The following is a 17,007-nucleotide window of genomic DNA, read 5'->3' as shown; positions in this document are numbered from 1 at the left end:
ATTATGTTTAATAACTAACAAAGCAGGGAAAACAACTATCGTTATCCATCGTAATTTCTATTGGAATTTTTATGCAAAAAATCAAGGAGATGAGAATATGTCAAAAAAAGTGTTATTCATTTCAGACCACGGTGATCCACTCGCAGAGCTTGGCGGGAAACAGGCTGGCGGACAAAATAACTATGTGAAACAGCTGGCACTTGCACTTGAAGACATTGGCTGGCAAGTGGATGTTGCAACCCATTGGTGTGAAACTTCTGCCCCCCGGATTGAACATTTCGGTCAGAATTGCCGGGTCATTCGGATTGCTGCCGGCGAGAAAGGGTTCGTCCCGAAAGATAAAATGTTTGGCATGCTGTCCGCATTCTATAGAGAGTTGAAAACAGCTGTTGATTTGTCCTCTTATGATGTCACCCACACCCACTACTACTTATCCGGTTTAATCGGCATAAAAGTCAGAGACGAGTATGCCATTCCATTTGTCCATACCTCCCACTCGCTCGGCTGGGCAAAAACAGAAGCTACCGGAATCCGCGACGAGCGGCGGGAACAGGCAGAAACAGAGATCCTGCAGACCGCCGATTATATTCTCGCAACGACTAAAAGCGAAAAATTACTTATCCAGGAACGCGTCGAAAATCCGGCACCTATTCAAGTCATCCCTATCGGCGTGGATGCAGCGTTCCGCACATTCGGCAGCCGGAAGCAGTTGCGTAAAAATCTCGGACACAGCGAGCCCTTGTTTGTCTTCGCCGGGCGTTTGGAAGAAACAAAAGGTATTTTCACTTTACTGGAAGCCTTCCAGATTCTGATGAAGCGAAACAGCGGCGAATTCCACCCTTCTCTTCTGTTGGCAGGCGGCGAACCGGATTCCATCAATCCGGAGAACGGACTGCCATATGACGAGAGACTGCGCACTGCAGTCAATGGCGCAGAAGGGCAGGTGCAGTTCCTCGGCCCTCAAACACAGGAACAGCTGGCGGAACTGTTCAATGCTGCGACGGCAACCTTGGTGCCCAGTCACTACGAGTCATTCGGAATGGTAGCGGCGGAAGCACAAGCTTGTGGCAGCCCGGTAATTGCATCGAATGTCGGCGGTCTGAAAAACGTGGTCCGCGATGGTATCACCGGTCTCCTGACAGAAGGCGGCAATGCCCATGACCTTGCAGTTGCCATGGAAGTACTGGCTGTGAATTCCATTCTTGCCGAGCGTATGAGCCGGCGGGCGGAAGAAGTTGCCAATCAGGAATTTCAATGGCCTTCCATATCCAAACAAGTAAATTCTTTGTATGAGGTGATTGCAGATGTACGGAGCAACACATATTTTGGCGACCGATTTGGACGGGACGCTAGTGGGCGATCCTGAAGCACTCCAACAATTATGGACTTTCTATAAAGAGCAGACCTATGAAGTGGCGCTTGTCTATGTGACTGGCCGCCACTTCCGTTCTGCTCTTTCTCTTATAGCAGCTGAAGAGCTGCCCGTTCCCGATGTCCTCGTTACAGATGTCGGCACGGAAATTCGGACAGCCCCGGCATTTGAGGAAGACAGGCAATGGAAACAAAAGATGCAGCAGGACTGGATGCCAAAGGATATTTCGCGTATCGCGGAAAGAATTCCGGATTTAGTGCCCCAGCAGCTTCCGGTCAACTGCCGGCAGTCCTATACAGTGAACAGCGACCGGCCAGTTGAATTATTTGAACAGGAACTCCGGCAAGCCTCCATTCCGCATAAGCTCATTTTCTCCAGCGGCCGCGACGTGGATGTCCTTCCGGCCGGCAGCGGCAAAGGACAGGCGCTTCGCTATGCCATCCGGAAGTTCGGCGTTCAGGATGCCCGCATTCTCATAGCAGGCGATTCCGGGAACGATCTCGACATGCTGACGCTTGGCTATCCGGCTGTCATGGTCGGTAACGCCCAGGAAGAACTGCTTGCAGCAGAAAGGCATCCCTGCCTCTTCAGAGCCTCCCGTCGCTGCGCCGGCGGGATTCATGAAGCCTGGGTGCACTTTCATTCATAAGCAAGGCGCTCCTCCTGTTTTTCTGCTAAAATAGAAATCAACTTACGTAGTAGGACGCGGAACGAAACAGGAGGAAAGAACATGAGCCAAAATGCCAAGCTTCAGAAAGAAGCGACCGCTATACTGAAAGACACAAGTCGGACATTTTTCATTCCGATCAGTTTTCTCGACGGCCGACTGAAGTCGACCGTTGCCTCTGCTTATCTCTGCATGCGGGCAATTGATGAGATTGAAGATCACCCGGAAATACCGTCAGATGCCAAACAGCGGATGCTGCGGGAGACGGCCCGGCTCCTTGCAGCTCCCTCGTTTGATGAACCTGCATACATACAATTGATCAAACCTTATGATCAGCTTTTGCCGCCGGTCACTCTCCGGCTCGGAGACTGGATCCGCTTGTGCCCTGAAGGCATTGCACTGCAAGTAAAACAGTCAACAGCAGAAATGGCGGAAGGCATGGCCAAATGGGCGGAAAAAGGCTGGAACATTCAAACGAAAGAAGATCTGGATGATTATACGTATTATGTCGCCGGACTCGTCGGTTCGATGCTGTCCGATATTTGGCGCTGGCACGACGGGACTGAGACCGACCGTCAGCTTGCCATTGGATTCGGACGCGGGCTGCAGGCAGTCAATGTGCTCAGGAATGTTGATGAAGATGCCGAACGGGGCGTAAGCTTTATACCGGATGGCTGGTCACGGCAGGATTTGTTTGAGTATGCCCGAAAGAATCTGGCACAAGCGGACAAATATGTGATCTCGATTAAGAACCGGCGTATTGTTCTATTCTGCAAATTGCCGCTGAAACTGGCGCATAGTACACTTAAATCGCTGGAAGCGGGCAAGGAAAAGATGACACGCAGTGAAGTTGAAGCAGTCGTCAAGGAAGTCCAGCAGGAGACATGACGACCCGGCATGCACCCGTCGAAAGGCGGGTGCATGCCGCTTCTTTCAGGAGGCGAAGATAATACAGTATAATCTGTTGTAAGACATAAGACAAAGGAGCAACTGGATGGAATTGACGTTAGCGATCACTACGATACTGGCAACGGCCACCTTCATCATCAACATCATGCTGGCGCTGACGCTGGTCTTCCTGGAAAGACGGGATGCCGCTTCCACGTGGGCATGGATTCTCGTTCTTTTTTTCCTTCCGATTTTAGGCTTCTTCATCTACCTTCTACTCGGTCGCCGGCTTCGCAGGAAAACGCTGTTCCGATGGGAAGGCCGAAAAAAGATCGGACTTGAGAACCTGATCGAGTACCAGATGGAAGCACTTAAAAATGATACCTTTAAATTCCGCAGCCCTGATGCGGAAGTCTATCAGGAGCTGATCTATCTCCATCTCCGGAACAATGGGGCAGTGTTGACCCAGGATAACGCTGTCCGTGTCTTCAATGACGGGCGCGAGAAGTTTGATGCACTCCTTGAAGACATCCGGCATGCCAAGCATCATATCCATGTCCAATACTATATTTTCCGGCTGGATGGACTCGGTATGGAAATTTATGATGCCTTGCTTGCTAAAGCCCATCAAGGTGTCAAAGTTCGCGTTCTCTACGATGATATGGGTTCCCGAACATTGCATAAGCGGCATTTTAAAACGCTGATTCAGGAAGGCGGCGAGGTGGAAACGTTTTTTCCGGCTTTCTTGCCGCTCATCAATCCCCGGCTGAATTACCGGAATCACCGGAAAATTGTTGTAATCGATGGCTGTATTGGTTATGTCGGCGGTTTTAACGTGGGTGATGAATACCTGGGGCTGAATCAGCGCTTCGGATACTGGCGGGACACCCACCTCCGGATTGAAGGAAGTGCCGTCCATCCGCTTCAGACCCGCTTCATTCTTGATTGGAATCAGGCTTCTGCCCAGCAGGATATCGAGTATGCCGAGACGTACTTTCCCGTCATTACAGAAAAAGGGAATACTGCTGTTCAGATTGTATCAAGCGGGCCGGATTCAGAGTGGGAACAAATTAAGGACGGTTACTTAAAAATGATTACGGAAGCGGACGAATATGTCTACATCCAGACGCCTTACTTCATTCCGGATCCCAGCTTCTACGATGCTATCCGTATTTCTGCCATGTCGGGTATCGATGTCCGGATTATGATTCCGAATAAGCCGGATCACCCGCTTGTGTACTGGGCGACTTACTCTTACGCAGGGCAATTGCTGCGGGCTGGGGCCAAAGTTTATATTTATGAAAATGGCTTCCTGCATACGAAAATGATTATCGCTGATGGCAAAGTGGCTACGGTCGGAACCGCCAATATCGATGTGCGCAGCTTCAAACTGAACTTTGAAGTCAACGCATTCATCTATGACGACCACGTGGCTAAGACGCTGGCCGCCATGTTCCATCAAGATATGGAATTGTCTTCTGAACTGACTTATGAAGTTTATAAATCCCGAACCCGAATGATCAAAACAAAAGAATCACTTGCACTTCTTCTTTCCCCTATCCTGTGATCAGGCAAAGCAAACAACCCCCGGCAGCTATAAGTGCCGGGGGTTGTTTCACCTGAAATTCATTTAAATATCCAAGTATTCCTCAAGTGTCAGTCCCTGCTCATGAATCGCAGTTGCAATTTCTTCACCGACATACCGGAAATGCCAGGATTCATACATATAGCCAGTGATTTTTTCCTTCCCTTCCGGATAGCGAAGGATGAAGCCGAATTTATGGGCGTTATCGGCAAGCCATTCGCCGCCGGCCGTTTCGCCGAATGAAGAGGAAGCCCAGTTTTCCTCCTGTCCTTCTTCACCGATATCGAATGCCAGTCCAGTCTGGTGCTCAGAGTGACCAGGACGGGCACTGTAGCGATCAGCTGCCGCCGCTCCGTCTCTGGCAGCATAGCCCTCATACAATTCCTTTTGTCTGGCGAAGCTTCGATAGGTGCTGAATGCAACCAGTTCTATGCCCTCCTGCTCGGCAGCGGCAGCCATCTGCTCAAATGCCGCCCGGGCTTCAGCGTTTTCACCTGGCGCATAATCCTCGGGCAACGGATATTGTTTATTGGCAAGCAGTACCCCCTGGATAATCGTCGGTTCCGCTGGCGGTTCAATCTCTTCCGGATATATCGTCCGGTCGACCGGCAGTTCTTCAGTAACCGGTTCTTCCTCTGCCGGCTCTTCTATGAGCGGGTCTTCAGTCTCCGGCGCTTCCTCCGTTCCCTCTTCCGGTACCGGCTGCTTCTCTTCTTCCTCCGGCTGTTCCGTTTCTTCAGTCACAGCAATCCCTCCAGTTTCTTCTGTGACTTCCGGCTGGCTGGCTGACTGCTGTGCAGCATACACACCGAGCCAGGCACCCGCGCCTGCAGCACCGGCCGTGAGCAGAATAATCAATATGCTCCATATGTAGACGGAAACATTTTTTCGTTTGTTTTTTTTGTAACGAGTTGCCATGCTTCCCCTTCTTTCCCTTGAACTCCTGTTTATTTTACCATTATCTTTTCTTTTTTTCCCTATCTTCAAGAAATTTGGTACGCTCAAAAGAGATGGATGAAAGGTGTGGCAAATGCAGGATGGATAATCAAAAGTGGCTATCGCAAAATTTTTTCGCATTCTTCTTTACGTGGGGCGTCTTTCTTCCTTACTGGACGGGCTGGCTGACAAATGACAAAGGACTGAGCGTGGTGGACGCCAGTGTCATTATGGGTGCCGGTATGGTGGCACGGGCGGTTTCCACACTTGTGCTGTTCCCGCTTGCAACCCGGTACTTGCCCTTAAGCAATGTACTTCGCTGGTTCGTTGCCTTGTCCCTTGCTTCTTTTATTTTCTATCTCTTTTTTGATACATACACAGCGTTATTCGTCATTACAGTCGTTTTCAATTTATTTTACCCGAATTTGCTTCCAGCGACAGAAAGCGGTGCATCCATTCTCATGCAGGCCGAGCGGGTCAATTACGGGCACAGCCGATCGTTCGGTTCACTGGGATATACGATTGCCTTATTGCTGGTCGGCGGTGCTGTCGCTGTCTGGCAGGAGGAAGCGATTCTTTGGCTGATGTTTGGCGGTCTTATACTGATGGCAGCGGTCCAGTTTCAGCGGGCTCCGGCTGTGCTCCTGACTTCACCGTCTCTTGAACGCTCAGGAAATTATGCCCTTGCAGAATTGATCAGGCGGCCTGTTTTTTTAATCGCGCTCAGCGCCGCTGTCTTACTGCAGGGCGCTCATGCTTCTTATTATAATTATGGCTTTATCTACTTGCAGGACCTGGGTGTCAGTGGTATTTACATCGGTGTCATCCTGAATATTGCAGTCCTGATCGAAATTCTCTTTTTCGCCAAGGCTGATTCCTTGTTTGCGAAATGGTCCATCTCTTCCATGTTTTTGCTGGCAGGCATTGGTTCTATTGTTCGCTGGCTGATGATTTTCCTGTTCCCTTCCGTCTGGGTGTTCATTCTTTCCCAAACGCTTCACGCCGTATCATTCGGCGTTGCGCATTTTGCTTTTATCCGATTCATCTTCCGGGAACTGCCGGCCCGTCATATTCCGGCTGCCCAAGGGCTGTATGCAGCATTCGCTATGAGTCTGAGCATCGCCCTCCTTACTTTCCTTGGCGGTTATTTATATGAATGGTCTCCGGGCCTCGCTTTTCTCGGGATGGCAGTCTTTTCTTCTCCTGCGGTCCTGATCGTTCTGTGCTTTCGGTCGCAGCTTGATGCCCGTGGAGATTGATGCGCGCTTTGCCAGCTGCCGCATACAGAAGACCGCTGATTCAGTTAAGAACCAGCGGTCAGCTATTACACTTGAATTGAATCAGAACTTCCATTTCTACAGCACGACGGTGAACAGCACAATAACGAACAGAACAGCAAACAAAATTGCCATGCCGCCCATCCATTTCGCTCCCCGGTCGAATCCTTCCTCTTTCATCCGGACATACCGGAAAGCGTTGGTACAGACAAATAAAAGTGTCATCACTAAGACGGCAACTTCCAGTCTGCCGGCAATTAAAAAAGCGAGTGAGGTGACACTGAGGCCAATCAGCAAAATTCCCTGCAGCCATTTGCGGTTCATCCGAATCCCTCCCTTTGTTTGCCAACGACTTCCTTAAAGATCAGTACAGGCTCTTTCACTGCAAAAATAGAAAACCACAAGCAGAGAGTGGAGCTTTTTGCAAAGCATCCAAAATAGGTGTTCACCAGCGCATTCCAATAAAGAAAGCCGGCATCGAATGCCGGCTTTTACTATCAACTTGCGTCTTCCACTGCTTTTTCCGGATGCTGTTGATAAAACTTCCGGCCAATGTAGGTCTGGAAAATCAGGATCAGACCGCCGACTGCCCAGTAAAGCGGCAGTGCTGCAAGCGACGTGAATGAGATAATCAGAATCATTGCCGGGGACAAGTAAATGAACATAGCCATTTGTTTCTTTTGCTGTTCAGGCATGGTCCAGAGTGATACACGCGCCTGGAAGTAATACACCACACCGGCAATCAAAGCCATGATGATATCCGCCTCGCCCAGATTGAACCACAGGAATTCATGGCTTCTGACATCCGGTGAATACAGGATCGCAAAATACAGCCCCATGACGATCGGCATTTGGACAAGTGCCGGCAGACAGCCCATATTCAACGGGTTGACCTCGTATTTCTTATACAGCCCCATCATTTCCTGCTGGATCTTCATCTGCTCTTCACGGTCTTTCGTTTCTTTCAGCCGCTTCTGAATGTCTTCCATTTCCGGACGCATTGCATCCATCTTCACTTTCATCGCCTGCTGGCGCTTATACGTATTCAGCATGAATGGCATCAAAATAAGCCGGATTACAACCGTGATGGCGATAATTGCAAGACCATAACTCCCGCCAAACAAATCACCCAAATAAGTCAGTGCCCAATCGAAGGGACGCACAAAGAAGCTGTAGAAGAACCCTTCCTGGTTTTCAATAGCCGAACAACCGCTCAACACGAGCAATGAAGCGAGCAGCGTCAACAGTAACCCCATTTTTTTATTCAATCAATTCACCTTCAACCTTCTCAAACTATTAAGAAGTATAACGTTCCAGGAGTTAAATTTCAAACGCTCACGCTGAATGCCTTCATTTTGACACAAAAAAAGAAGGGAATGGCTCCCCTTCATTTTCCTGTTGGCAGTGTAAAGCGGAAATACGGGATTTGCTGACTGTCCCGGAACTGCTTTGGCGTCACGCCGGAATACTTTTTGAAAATGCGTGTAAAGTAACTCTGATTGCAGAAATGGAACTGATTTGAAATGGCTGCGATGCTCTTGTTGGAATGGCGTAAATAATACTGGGATTCCTCCACCCGCCGCACGTTCAAATACTCGACCAATGTAATGCCTGCATGTTCCCTGAAGATCCGGGACAAGTGGCTTGTGCTGATGTGGAAGTGTTTCGCAATATCCTCAACCGATAGATCGCGCTCCACTTCATCATTGATATACATGACCACTTTATTGACGGTCTGATGCGTAAAAGACGGCTGTTTTCGTTCAGAGAGAATCGACACAAAAAATTCGATCAGCTCATCCGCGACGAGCAGAAATTCCGAATCATTCATGCGGTTTTCAACGATTTCCACACATGCAGCATTGAACGCGAATGCTTTTTTGGGCGGAACTTGTGTTTCATACAGTTTTCTTGCCATGATGGAGGACAGGACTATGTAGTAATTGCGTACTGCATGAATCATTTTCTTGCCTGACCGGTTTGAAATCAGATCAATGATCCGTCTCAGGCTCTTCTTTGCTCGCTCTTTTTCCAAGTGGTGGATTTCATAGATCAGCTGCGTTTCAATTTCGAAAAAATTCTCCAGGCCCTCATATCGTCCGAGTGCTTCGTTTTCAATCATGAACAGCTTTGAAATCGTGTCTTGAATAGTAGGTGCGGGTATGGTATTCATCTAATCCTCCTGACATTCTGAAATACAGGCAAATATACTCAGTGCCTTAACTATATAACGAATTACCAAATAAGAGAATAGTTTTACCTGCACTTTAAAAATTTTTTTGTATTTTTGTATGATTAACCGCTCATATTCTACAAGAACGTTTTGGAAAGAAGAAAGTTTCAGCTTTTATCTCTTTTTGCCATATTTTTTTATAAAACGCTGAATAAGTAGATGCACGAGAAATAGCTGCTGTATCCAACCGGTTGAACACAGCAGCTATCAGAATGCTATTCAGCTTTTTCCGGCGGAACCAGTACCTCAATATGCTTGGGCAGCACTTCAATTGTGAAAGGTGTCTTGAATCCAGCCTCCCCATCGATATTGCAGTCCAGCGGTTCCTTTGTTTTAACCGATACGGATTTGGCGTGAATCACGTCGACTGAAGGGTCATGTTCCAGTCTGCCTATTACCAGCTCCCCGGCCATCCGTATAAATGCAGGAAGTGCAGCATTTTTCACAATATAGAGATGCAGCAGTCCGTCATCCGGCTGCGCATCAGGGGCGAGTCGCTCGAATCCCCCGACTGAATTGGTTAACGCAGCCAGCACAAGTTTCGCTTCACCTTCCCACCTTCCCTGATCATGCTCGATTTCAAAATACGTTTCTTCATCATGCGTCAGCGCTTTCAGCCCTTCCAGCAGATAAGCGAACGTCCCTAGTTTCGTTTTTTGTTCAGGTGTGACATGGTATGTGGCTTCAGCCAGTGCGCCAAGCGCCAGTATATTCATAAAATATCGCTCCCCGGCCTTGGCGATATCCACTTTTTTAACGACACCGGTCTCGAGTGCAGCGATTGCTTCTTCAGGATCCAGTGAAATACCGAGCGCCCGCGCAAAATCATTCACCGTCCCAAGCGGGATGAATGAAAACAGCGGTTTATGTGATTGTTCAGCAAGCCCCGCCACTGATTCATTGATCGTGCCATCCCCGCCCATTGCCATAACAAAGTCAAATTCATTTTTGCAGGCATCGGCCGCGAACCGGGTGGCGTCCCCTTCTTTTGCCGTTTCCCTGAGTTCCGTTTCGAATCCCATTCTGGACAGCGCTTCAATTACCAATTCCTTGTAAACAGGGGCTTCCTCTTTTCCGGAAGAGGGGTTTATAATAAACATAGCTCTTTTCACTAGCAAAACCTCCGCAGGTAATAATGGATGTATTCCTATTTCCCTAAAATCACCAGATGTAATCTAATAGCCCGCTGCACAACCAGCCAGCAGAAAGAGTGAACTGGAATGCGTTTTTTTATTTACGTTATTATTTTCTTTGCCTTTTTTGATTTATTTGCTCAGTTGCCTGTCATCAGTCCGTTCGCCGGAACCCTTGGTGCCAGCCCCTTTCTGACCGGGCTGGCCGTCGGCATTTACTCGTTCGCCAACACCGGCGGCAATATGGTTTCCGGCATCCTGGCAGATCGGCGCGGTCCTTATACCGTACTGCTTATCGGACTCTTTACGACCGGGATCGCCCTTTTTCTGTATCAGTTTGCTGCAAGTCCTTCCGGTCTGCTGTTGATCCGCTTTATTCATGGAATGGCAGCCGGTCTGATTATCCCTGCAGCTTTTACTTATGCTGCCAATAAAACCGGCACACAAGCCCGGGGCAGAAACGGCGCCGTTGCCGGAGCCTTCATCGGGCTGGCCGCCATCATAGGACCGGCATTCAGTGCAGTAACAGCTGCAGCCACAAATGTACCATTCGTGATGTCCATTACCGGCACTGCATTACTCATCATCGCGGTTGCTGCTGCTTTCTTGCTGAAACGCCTCCCGGGTGCCGCACAAAAGAACACGAATAGCGAAGGAGATACAGCCGCACGCGCTGTCTTTTCTTCAGGGCTCGTCCTTTCATACACCGGTGCGTTCTTCCTCATGTTCTCTCAAGGGGTTCTGGCCTATATGCTGCCGCTCCGGGCAATCGCACTCGGATTCGGCACTGAAACCGGCGGACTGCTTTTGAGCGTATTCGGACTGGCTGCCATTGCGGTGTTTGCACTGCCGGTGAACCGTGTCTTTGATATGGTGCCGCCTGTCTATACGATGACCGGCGGACTGGCAATCATGGGAGGTTCCCTGTTTGTGCTGAGCGGTGCAGAAACGCTCCCCTTTTTATACAGTTCCATGGCGTCGTATGGTGTCGGCTTTGCTTTTCTGTTCCCGTCGATCAATTCACTGCTGATCGATTCGACCACTGCCGCTTCCCGCGGCAAAGCATATGGGTTATTCTATGCCTGCTTTTCAATCGGCGTTGTAGCCGGCTCCGGAATTACCGGGGCACTTGAATTGACCGCAGGCAGCGGCTTCATCCTGAGCGGCAGCCTGCTTCTGGCACTGGCGCTGTCCGGGTTTCTTTTCAAAAACCGGGTGGCCTTGCCTGAATAATAAGCTTATCTTTCCCCACCGGAATGCAGCAAATCCAGAACAAGCCCAAGCCGGCTTGTTCTTTTTCACGTGATGGTTTAAAAGCTTGGCAATCAGCAAAACACGGGGGACGGGGTGTGAAAAAGCAGAAATCGGGTATTTTATGTATACGGAAGAAATAATGAAGCCACAAAGAGGAGGAGAAAAATGGAAGACAAACGAACGAACCAAGAAAAAAGAGCAGCTGAAGACATACCTCCGAAAGTAGAAAAAGCGTATTTGCAAGAAGACGGGACGATTCGACGTGAAACCCGGACGGTAGATGCTCCGGATGAACCCCGATCAGAAAGCGGTCCGACAGGCACATATGGAGAAGGTGACCGCACAGACCGGGACAGCTGGCTGTCAGCAGGTATGGCAGATGAGCGGTACTCGGAAAATCCTGAAGGCTTTTATAAAGACAAGGACCGGAGCGGTCTTGAAGATCTGTCGCGCGACGACGATAAAGATCGACAATAATTCCCGGGCTGCAGCACAATACTTCTGCAGAAAACAACGTCATAAAAACGGCCATCAATTCACTGCTGAATTGATGGCCGTTTCTTACTATGTCGGAAAGAAAATAATCCCTTCCTCATTCTGCTATTCTTTTCACTACAGGTTTTCTGTATTTACGCGTTTAATCGGAGCTACCGATTCCGTGTTTTCTTCTTTTTCATCCCCTACATCGTTTGGTGACAGCTTCTGTTTGCCATCATCCAGTCCGGAGTCACCCGGACTTCTATCCGGCTGTTCATCCTTTCCTGCCAGTTTGCCGCTGCGGGAGTGAGTTACATTTTCATCATCATTTCCTGTTTTATCCAAGTTTTGAGATTCCATGTATGAATTCACCTTCGCTTTCGCATTATTAAAAGCAGTTGTCGCTTTTTCCCGATTTTCCGGTTTCTTCAGATACGCGTACGTACCGGCAGCAAGCCCTGCCAGCAAAAGGCCTTTTGTTCGTGCCATCCTCATCATCCCCCGTTTATTCATTTACTTTTTCTTTACCCTCTGCAGGAATTTTTAATCCGTCAGTTTTTAGAGAATTTCATATCGATATGCGGGATGCCGTCATCAAGATATTCAGCAGAAACCGACTCGAACCCGAGTGATGCATAAAATGCTTCCAAATGCGATTGACCCTGCAGGAAAATCTCCTTTTCCTCCCATTCATTTATGATAAAGTCCCTGCTTCGCTGAACCAGTTCCCGGCCCAGTCCTGTCCCGCGGGCTTCAGGCACAACAATGACCCGACCGATCGCCGGCAGTTCTCCTTTTAAACCGCCCGGCACCAGCCGGGCATACGCTGCAATGCGACCGCCTGTTTTCGCCACGAGATGCGTGCAGTGCGGATCAAGTCCGTCCACTTCCGGATACGCACAATTCTGTTCAACCACGAATACATTGACCCGCAGCCGGAATATATCGTGCAATTCATTTATTGTCAGTTCATTAAACCGGTATGCTTTCCATTCCATAAGTTCATCTCCTTGTCCTTATCCTTTTTTGGTATGGAATTGTACTCTCTTCAATTATTCCATACATATAGATTATAACGGGAATTTTTGGTATGATAGCGGAAACAACAGCCGAGGTGGTTACATGATTCGTCCGGGAACGGAACAGGACATCGGCGCAGTTCAAGAGATTGCCCGGCAGAGCTGGCGCAGCACCTATGCAGACATTCTTCCTGTCCAGGTCCAGCAGATAGCGCTGGATAAGTCTTATTCAAGCGTGATGATGCAAAAACGGATTGAACGAACAATTCTACTTATAGCTGAACATGAAGGCAGTCCGATCGGATTCGCCAATTTCACAAAAGTGGATGAAGATGGAGATGCAGAACTGATCGCCATGCATATAAAAACAGAATTTCAGCGGAATGGTTATGGCACTCAGCTGATGTCGTACGGCATAGAACAGCTTGCAGGCGGCAGGCAGCTGTCCGCCTTTGTTGAAGCTGATAATGAAATAGCCCGTTGCTTTTATGAAGCGAACGGATTCGTCTTTATTCAGGAATTCGAGGAGTTGCTGGAAGGCTATCCTGTCTACACAGCCGAATATATCCTTTCCTTGCAGCATGAAAAAACACCTGCGCTTTAAGGAGGCCACTGAACGACTCTCCCTTTACATCTTTGGGAGACAAAAAATGAGACGGAGTGACAGGGAATCCTATCTTCCGTCTTATTTTTCTGCCCTTTTATCATTCAGTAGCTTGCCCCCCGCTCATCCAGCAGCCGAAGGATTCGCTTTAGGTTCACCACAAAGATCGCCATGGCTCCTTGGACTTGGCATCAGTATATAACGGAAAAAGCACCAAATCTCTAAAATATAGAAATTTGGTGCTTTTCCGTATAGTTTTTCAGTGGCCACGCTTTAAGCAGGTGCTTTTTTGCTGTTTACAGCGGACGGTATGGTGAATCGTCTTCGTCTTGGGTCTCAATTTCCACCGGTTCATCCACCCGGATCATTTGTTCATCCTCAAGCGGCGGCTTGCGGACGAAACACATAATTGCAGCGATATAGAAAATTAATGCCGTCAGTGAGATAATTCCGGATAAAATCCCGGCAATGACAAATAGGACACCCGCCAGTACCGGCTTTTTATTGTCATTCAGATTAATGACAGCAATAATAGCCAAGATCGTCGACACCACCAGTGAAATGCCGATTACCCAGCCAAAGACTTCAATCGCCTCTGTCAAACCGCTCAAGGCGACAAGCGTCGCTTCCGCATCTTCCGGTGCCAGCGTCGGATCGGTAAGGATAAACTCCTCCAGGTCCGCTTCAAAGGTGCCGCTCCCAACTTCAACAACTGCCATCACAACGAGAATGATGGCAATTACATTCAATACAATGCCGATAATCCCCAGTACTTTTTCGCCTGTTCTGGAAAACGTGCTTTGATACATATCCATTCACCTCTCTTATTAATGTGTTACCCATTTCACCGGATAATTCCTCTAAAATACTTTATATTTTCTTTTTTTCTTCAAAAAATCATCATAACGTGTTTATACTTACGAAGAATGAGGGTACTAATTAATCATCTGACAACTGATGGGGTGAAACTTCATGGAAAAGAAATTGATTTTCAATCAGGCCGATTTTATGTATGGAGTCGGCGGCGCTTCCATATTGACTGCTGTGGTATTCCTGGTTACATCATTCTGAACGGATATAGTACACTTATAACCGCATGAAACAAAGGCCCCATGCCCGTTCCGCAGGTTACTGACGGACTGGCATGGGGCTGTATTGTTTCTTCAGTTAAAACGCCGAATCGATTGCGTTGATTGATAAGCTTTCTGTCTGAAGGAATGATCAACGGGTCAATCTCTCAGACTTTGAGGTCATCGTATTCATTTGAGCGTTCAAAAGCTGTCACGACGTAGGAACAGACCGGTTCAATTCTGTACTGGTTCTCACGGGCATAATCGGCAGTCCGGTCAAGCAATTGCTTGGCGATGCCCTGTCCCCGCAGCGACGGATCCACAAAGGTATGCTCCACCACCATTACATCCGCCATCTGTGTCCACGTAATTTCAGCTAATGTATCTCCGCTCTTTTCATTACGAAATGCAAAATGATCATGCCCCAGTTCAGTAAACTTAAACTCCATGCTGTTCCCCTCTTTCGTTATGTGTTGATCGTAAGCGGCCGAAGTGATGCTTCGATCTGCTTGCGCCGCGGTTCCAGAAATGGCGGCAAAGCCAATTCCTCTCCAAGTGATTCCAACGGTTCATCCGTGGCAAATCCCGGTTCGTCTGTTGATAATTCAAACAGAATGCCATTTGGCTCCCGGAAATAAATCGCTTTGAAATAATAGCGATCGACTTCGCCGGACGTCCGAAAACCATGTTCATTCAAGTAGCCGTTCCATTTGGCATATTCCTCGTACGTCTTTACACGAAATGCAACATGGTGGACACTTCCGCGGCCGGGACGTTCGGGCGGAAGATCAGTTCTTGTTTCCAGATGCACTTCTCCGGCCGGACCGCCTTCACCAGTTGAAAATACCTGGATATCCGGCATGCCGGACTCAAAAGCCTCATAAGAACCAATTTCCTTAAAATTCATAATATCAGTTAATACCGCTGCTGTCGATTCCGCTTTTCGGACGGTCAGTGTGACAGGGCCAAGACCGACAACCGCAAATTCTTCCGGCACGTCAGCTTTTGTCCAAGGAATTCCATACGGGATGCCCGTTCCGTCATCAACTGTCAGAAGCAGACGGGAGCCTTCAAAGTCCTGAAACGACAGGACCTGCCGGCCGAACCGCTCACTGATCTCACCATGCGGTACGTTGAATTCATCAAATCGGCGGATCCAATAATCGAGCGCTTCCGGACTTTTCACCCGGAATGATGTATTACTGATGCTTGATACACCGGGATACGTCCGGCCGGCCATAGGGATATCAAAATATGTCATATCCGTACCCGGAGTTCCTTTTGCGTCGGCATAAAACAAATGATAAGAAGATGTATTATCCTGATTGACACTTTTCTTCACGAGCCGCATGCCCAAGATCCGCGTGAAAAAATCGTGGTTCTTATCCGCGTCTGCTGTAATTGCTGAAACATGATGGATGCCTTCCAGTTTCATAAATCTCTCTCCTTTTTATCTCGAATTCAAGATATTTAACTCATCTTAGCATGACTTTTGCCATCAGGCAACGATCTTGTCTGCAAAAAAAATAAGGCTCCCGAAGGAACCTCACTGCTTAATTGAATAGTGAACGGACTGAATCCGCCAGCTGACGGAAGAAACTTCGGACATTGGCCCAAAATCCTTCATCATTTACAGCGTCACTCACATTGCCAAGTGTATCTTCAATCGTCTTGCTCAAATCTTCAAGTTGCGTGGACCATTGCGAAAAATCGATGTCGAGCTGACGGATCCGGTCCATCAGATCAATCAGCAGCTGCCGGTCTTCCGGATTCAGCTCGATCTGCAGACGGGACAGCTGATCTTCCACGATCTGTTCCACTTCTTCCCGGGTTGCCGGACTTTGTTCTGCAATCTGCTGTTTGATGCCGGTCAGCAGTTCACTCACCTGTTCTTCATCGATGCCATTGCCGGCAATTTCAGTCGCGACTTCAAGTTCATCGTTCGCCGCGTCTGTCCGTTCCGGATCCAGCTGTTCACCATTCACTTCATATGCTTTATAAATTCCGACAAGCGCTGAATGACCCGTAACCGGTTTTGGTGCCGCCACTTCGACAACTGCATCTTCAATGCCCGCTGTCAGGATGGCATTAGCATACATATCCGCGGTTACTTGTGTGATATTTTCCGGTGTGACAATTTCAATCACCAGGCCTTCGCCTTCTTCCTGGCGGGTAATTTTAGCTGATGAATACATTCTTGCCCGCGGATCACCATCCGTAATGTACTGTACAAGATCTTCACCTGTCACTTCAATTTCTTCCACTTCCGGTTCTTCCGCCACTTCAAGGCTTTCCTGGACACTCTCACGCTCTGCTTCCGAAAGATCTCCGCCGTATACGACGATTGACGGACCGAATTTTTCATTGATGCCGACATTCGCTGAAGCGGCTGCAGGAACAAGTAATGCGAACGCCAGCAGAACGAGCAGCATGGATTGAATCTTTTTCATGGTTATCGGTAACCCCTCTCTTCTCTAAGTAGTACGTACAGA

General features: G+C 48.5%; 19 protein-coding genes. 8 read left to right on the top strand and 11 right to left on the bottom strand.

The genetic code is table 11. The features are described from left to right. Positions 1-97 precede the first annotated feature (97 nt). From B0X71_RS02580 to cls, 4 genes are all read left to right on the top strand, one after another. On the top strand, positions 98-1,366 hold the full coding sequence (locus tag B0X71_RS02580; protein ID WP_077587991.1) for a glycosyltransferase: 1,269 nt from the start codon (positions 98-100) through the stop codon (positions 1,364-1,366). Then, the gene (locus B0X71_RS02575; RefSeq protein ID WP_077587990.1) at positions 1,305-2,021 is read left to right on the top strand and encodes an HAD-IIB family hydrolase; all 717 of its coding nucleotides are present in this window, start codon (positions 1,305-1,307) and stop codon (positions 2,019-2,021) included. Before B0X71_RS02580 ends, B0X71_RS02575 begins: the two co-directional genes overlap by 62 nt. An 81-nt stretch (positions 2,022-2,102) precedes the next feature. Then, a complete protein-coding gene (locus B0X71_RS02570) occupies positions 2,103-2,927 on the top strand; it encodes a squalene/phytoene synthase family protein (protein WP_077587989.1) in 825 nt (274 codons plus the stop codon). A 106-nt stretch (positions 2,928-3,033) separates the two neighbouring features. Then, a complete protein-coding gene (cls, locus tag B0X71_RS02565) occupies positions 3,034-4,494 on the top strand; it encodes a cardiolipin synthase (RefSeq protein WP_156889780.1) in 1,461 nt (486 codons plus the stop codon). Positions 4,495-4,557: 63 nt separating this feature from the next. Here the strand turns inward: cls and B0X71_RS02560 are convergent, their stop codons facing one another. Beyond that, positions 4,558-5,430 carry a M15 family metallopeptidase gene (locus tag B0X71_RS02560; protein ID WP_077587988.1) on the bottom strand — a complete coding sequence of 291 codons (873 nt, stop codon included), beginning with the start codon at positions 5,428-5,430 and terminating at the stop codon, positions 4,558-4,560. A gap of 119 nt (positions 5,431-5,549) precedes the next feature. Here B0X71_RS02560 and B0X71_RS02555 point away from each other — a divergent pair, with 119 nt between their 5' ends. Then, positions 5,550-6,707: a 3-phenylpropionate MFS transporter gene (locus B0X71_RS02555; RefSeq protein WP_077587987.1), complete on the top strand. Its 1,158-nt coding sequence runs from the start codon at positions 5,550-5,552 to the stop codon at positions 6,705-6,707. A 96-nt stretch (positions 6,708-6,803) separates the two neighbouring features. Here the strand turns inward: B0X71_RS02555 and B0X71_RS02550 are convergent, their stop codons facing one another. From B0X71_RS02550 to B0X71_RS02535, 4 genes are all read right to left on the bottom strand, one after another. Next, a complete protein-coding gene (locus tag B0X71_RS02550; RefSeq protein ID WP_077587986.1) occupies positions 6,804-7,049 on the bottom strand; it encodes a hypothetical protein in 246 nt (81 codons plus the stop codon). Positions 7,050-7,222: 173 nt separating this feature from the next. Beyond that, positions 7,223-7,993 carry a membrane protein insertase YidC gene (gene yidC, locus B0X71_RS02545; protein WP_077587985.1) on the bottom strand — a complete coding sequence of 257 codons (771 nt, stop codon included), beginning with the start codon at positions 7,991-7,993 and terminating at the stop codon, positions 7,223-7,225. Between the two features lie 119 nt (positions 7,994-8,112). After that, on the bottom strand, positions 8,113-8,898 hold the full coding sequence (locus B0X71_RS02540; RefSeq protein WP_077587984.1) for a helix-turn-helix transcriptional regulator: 786 nt from the start codon (positions 8,896-8,898) through the stop codon (positions 8,113-8,115). Between the two features lie 275 nt (positions 8,899-9,173). Beyond that, positions 9,174-10,070 (bottom strand): diacylglycerol/lipid kinase family protein, encoded by an 897-nt coding sequence (locus tag B0X71_RS02535; RefSeq protein WP_077587983.1) that lies wholly within the window; start codon positions 10,068-10,070, stop codon positions 9,174-9,176. 108 nt (positions 10,071-10,178) lie between these two features. Between B0X71_RS02535 and B0X71_RS02530 the strand changes: the two genes are divergently transcribed. Both B0X71_RS02530 and B0X71_RS02525 read left to right on the top strand, forming a co-directional pair. Then, positions 10,179-11,324 (top strand): MFS transporter, encoded by a 1,146-nt coding sequence (locus tag B0X71_RS02530; RefSeq protein ID WP_077587982.1) that lies wholly within the window; start codon positions 10,179-10,181, stop codon positions 11,322-11,324. A gap of 186 nt (positions 11,325-11,510) precedes the next feature. Next, positions 11,511-11,822, top strand: a complete 312-nt coding sequence (locus B0X71_RS02525; protein ID WP_077587981.1) for a hypothetical protein — start codon at positions 11,511-11,513, stop codon at positions 11,820-11,822. A 135-nt stretch (positions 11,823-11,957) separates the two neighbouring features. On the opposite strand, the gene B0X71_RS02520 is transcribed toward B0X71_RS02525, so the two are convergent. Together B0X71_RS02520 and B0X71_RS02515 are read right to left on the bottom strand one after the other, a co-directional pair. Continuing rightward, positions 11,958-12,311 (bottom strand): hypothetical protein, encoded by a 354-nt coding sequence (locus tag B0X71_RS02520; RefSeq protein WP_077587980.1) that lies wholly within the window; start codon positions 12,309-12,311, stop codon positions 11,958-11,960. Between the two features lie 62 nt (positions 12,312-12,373). Further along, positions 12,374-12,820, bottom strand: a complete 447-nt coding sequence (locus tag B0X71_RS02515; protein WP_077587979.1) for a GNAT family N-acetyltransferase — start codon at positions 12,818-12,820, stop codon at positions 12,374-12,376. 124 nt (positions 12,821-12,944) lie between these two features. Here B0X71_RS02515 and B0X71_RS02510 point away from each other — a divergent pair, with 124 nt between their 5' ends. Beyond that, a complete protein-coding gene (locus B0X71_RS02510; protein ID WP_077587978.1) occupies positions 12,945-13,445 on the top strand; it encodes a GNAT family N-acetyltransferase in 501 nt (166 codons plus the stop codon). Between the two features lie 296 nt (positions 13,446-13,741). On the opposite strand, the gene B0X71_RS02505 is transcribed toward B0X71_RS02510, so the two are convergent. From B0X71_RS02505 to B0X71_RS02490, 4 genes are all read right to left on the bottom strand, one after another. Beyond that, positions 13,742-14,260, bottom strand: coding sequence for a DUF4064 domain-containing protein (locus tag B0X71_RS02505; protein WP_077587977.1), 519 nt, complete (start codon positions 14,258-14,260; stop codon positions 13,742-13,744). Between the two features lie 422 nt (positions 14,261-14,682). Further along, the gene (locus B0X71_RS02500) at positions 14,683-14,964 is read right to left on the bottom strand and encodes a GNAT family N-acetyltransferase (RefSeq protein WP_077587976.1); all 282 of its coding nucleotides are present in this window, start codon (positions 14,962-14,964) and stop codon (positions 14,683-14,685) included. Between the two features lie 17 nt (positions 14,965-14,981). Next, complete coding sequence (locus B0X71_RS02495) at positions 14,982-15,950, bottom strand: ring-cleaving dioxygenase (RefSeq protein WP_077587975.1); 969 nt, start codon at positions 15,948-15,950, stop codon at positions 14,982-14,984. A 118-nt stretch (positions 15,951-16,068) separates the two neighbouring features. Next, positions 16,069-16,965: a DUF1002 domain-containing protein gene (locus B0X71_RS02490; RefSeq protein WP_077587974.1), complete on the bottom strand. Its 897-nt coding sequence runs from the start codon at positions 16,963-16,965 to the stop codon at positions 16,069-16,071. Positions 16,966-17,007 lie beyond the last annotated feature (42 nt).

Source organism: Planococcus lenghuensis, from assembly GCF_001999905.1.
Taxonomy (GTDB): domain Bacteria; phylum Bacillota; class Bacilli; order Bacillales_A; family Planococcaceae; genus Indiicoccus; species Indiicoccus lenghuensis.
Note: the sequence above shows the minus strand (reverse complement) of the source record. Positions and strands in the feature narration are given on the sequence as shown.

Excerpts from the sequence above, each read along its gene's own strand:
- B0X71_RS02530 (WP_077587982.1), top strand. The coding sequence starts at position 10,179 with ATGCGTTTTTTTATTTACGTTATTATTTTCTTTGCCTTTTTTGATTTA.
- B0X71_RS02510 (WP_077587978.1), top strand. The coding sequence starts at position 12,945 with ATGATTCGTCCGGGAACGGAACAGGACATCGGCGCAGTTCAAGAGATT.
- B0X71_RS02540 (WP_077587984.1), bottom strand. The coding sequence starts at position 8,898 with ATGAATACCATACCCGCACCTACTATTCAAGACACGATTTCAAAGCTG.
- B0X71_RS02490 (WP_077587974.1), bottom strand. The coding sequence starts at position 16,965 with ATGAAAAAGATTCAATCCATGCTGCTCGTTCTGCTGGCGTTCGCATTA.
- cls (WP_156889780.1), top strand. The coding sequence starts at position 3,034 with ATGGAATTGACGTTAGCGATCACTACGATACTGGCAACGGCCACCTTC.
- B0X71_RS02560 (WP_077587988.1), bottom strand. The coding sequence starts at position 5,430 with ATGGCAACTCGTTACAAAAAAAACAAACGAAAAAATGTTTCCGTCTAC.
- B0X71_RS02570 (WP_077587989.1), top strand. The coding sequence starts at position 2,103 with ATGAGCCAAAATGCCAAGCTTCAGAAAGAAGCGACCGCTATACTGAAA.
- B0X71_RS02525 (WP_077587981.1), top strand. The coding sequence starts at position 11,511 with ATGGAAGACAAACGAACGAACCAAGAAAAAAGAGCAGCTGAAGACATA.
- B0X71_RS02575 (WP_077587990.1), top strand. The coding sequence starts at position 1,305 with ATGTACGGAGCAACACATATTTTGGCGACCGATTTGGACGGGACGCTA.
- B0X71_RS02580 (WP_077587991.1), top strand. The coding sequence starts at position 98 with ATGTCAAAAAAAGTGTTATTCATTTCAGACCACGGTGATCCACTCGCA.
- B0X71_RS02495 (WP_077587975.1), bottom strand. The coding sequence starts at position 15,950 with ATGAAACTGGAAGGCATCCATCATGTTTCAGCAATTACAGCAGACGCG.
- B0X71_RS02550 (WP_077587986.1), bottom strand. The coding sequence starts at position 7,049 with ATGAACCGCAAATGGCTGCAGGGAATTTTGCTGATTGGCCTCAGTGTC.
- B0X71_RS02500 (WP_077587976.1), bottom strand. The coding sequence starts at position 14,964 with ATGGAGTTTAAGTTTACTGAACTGGGGCATGATCATTTTGCATTTCGT.
- B0X71_RS02505 (WP_077587977.1), bottom strand. The coding sequence starts at position 14,260 with ATGGATATGTATCAAAGCACGTTTTCCAGAACAGGCGAAAAAGTACTG.
- B0X71_RS02515 (WP_077587979.1), bottom strand. The coding sequence starts at position 12,820 with ATGGAATGGAAAGCATACCGGTTTAATGAACTGACAATAAATGAATTG.
- B0X71_RS02555 (WP_077587987.1), top strand. The coding sequence starts at position 5,550 with ATGGATAATCAAAAGTGGCTATCGCAAAATTTTTTCGCATTCTTCTTT.
- B0X71_RS02520 (WP_077587980.1), bottom strand. The coding sequence starts at position 12,311 with ATGGCACGAACAAAAGGCCTTTTGCTGGCAGGGCTTGCTGCCGGTACG.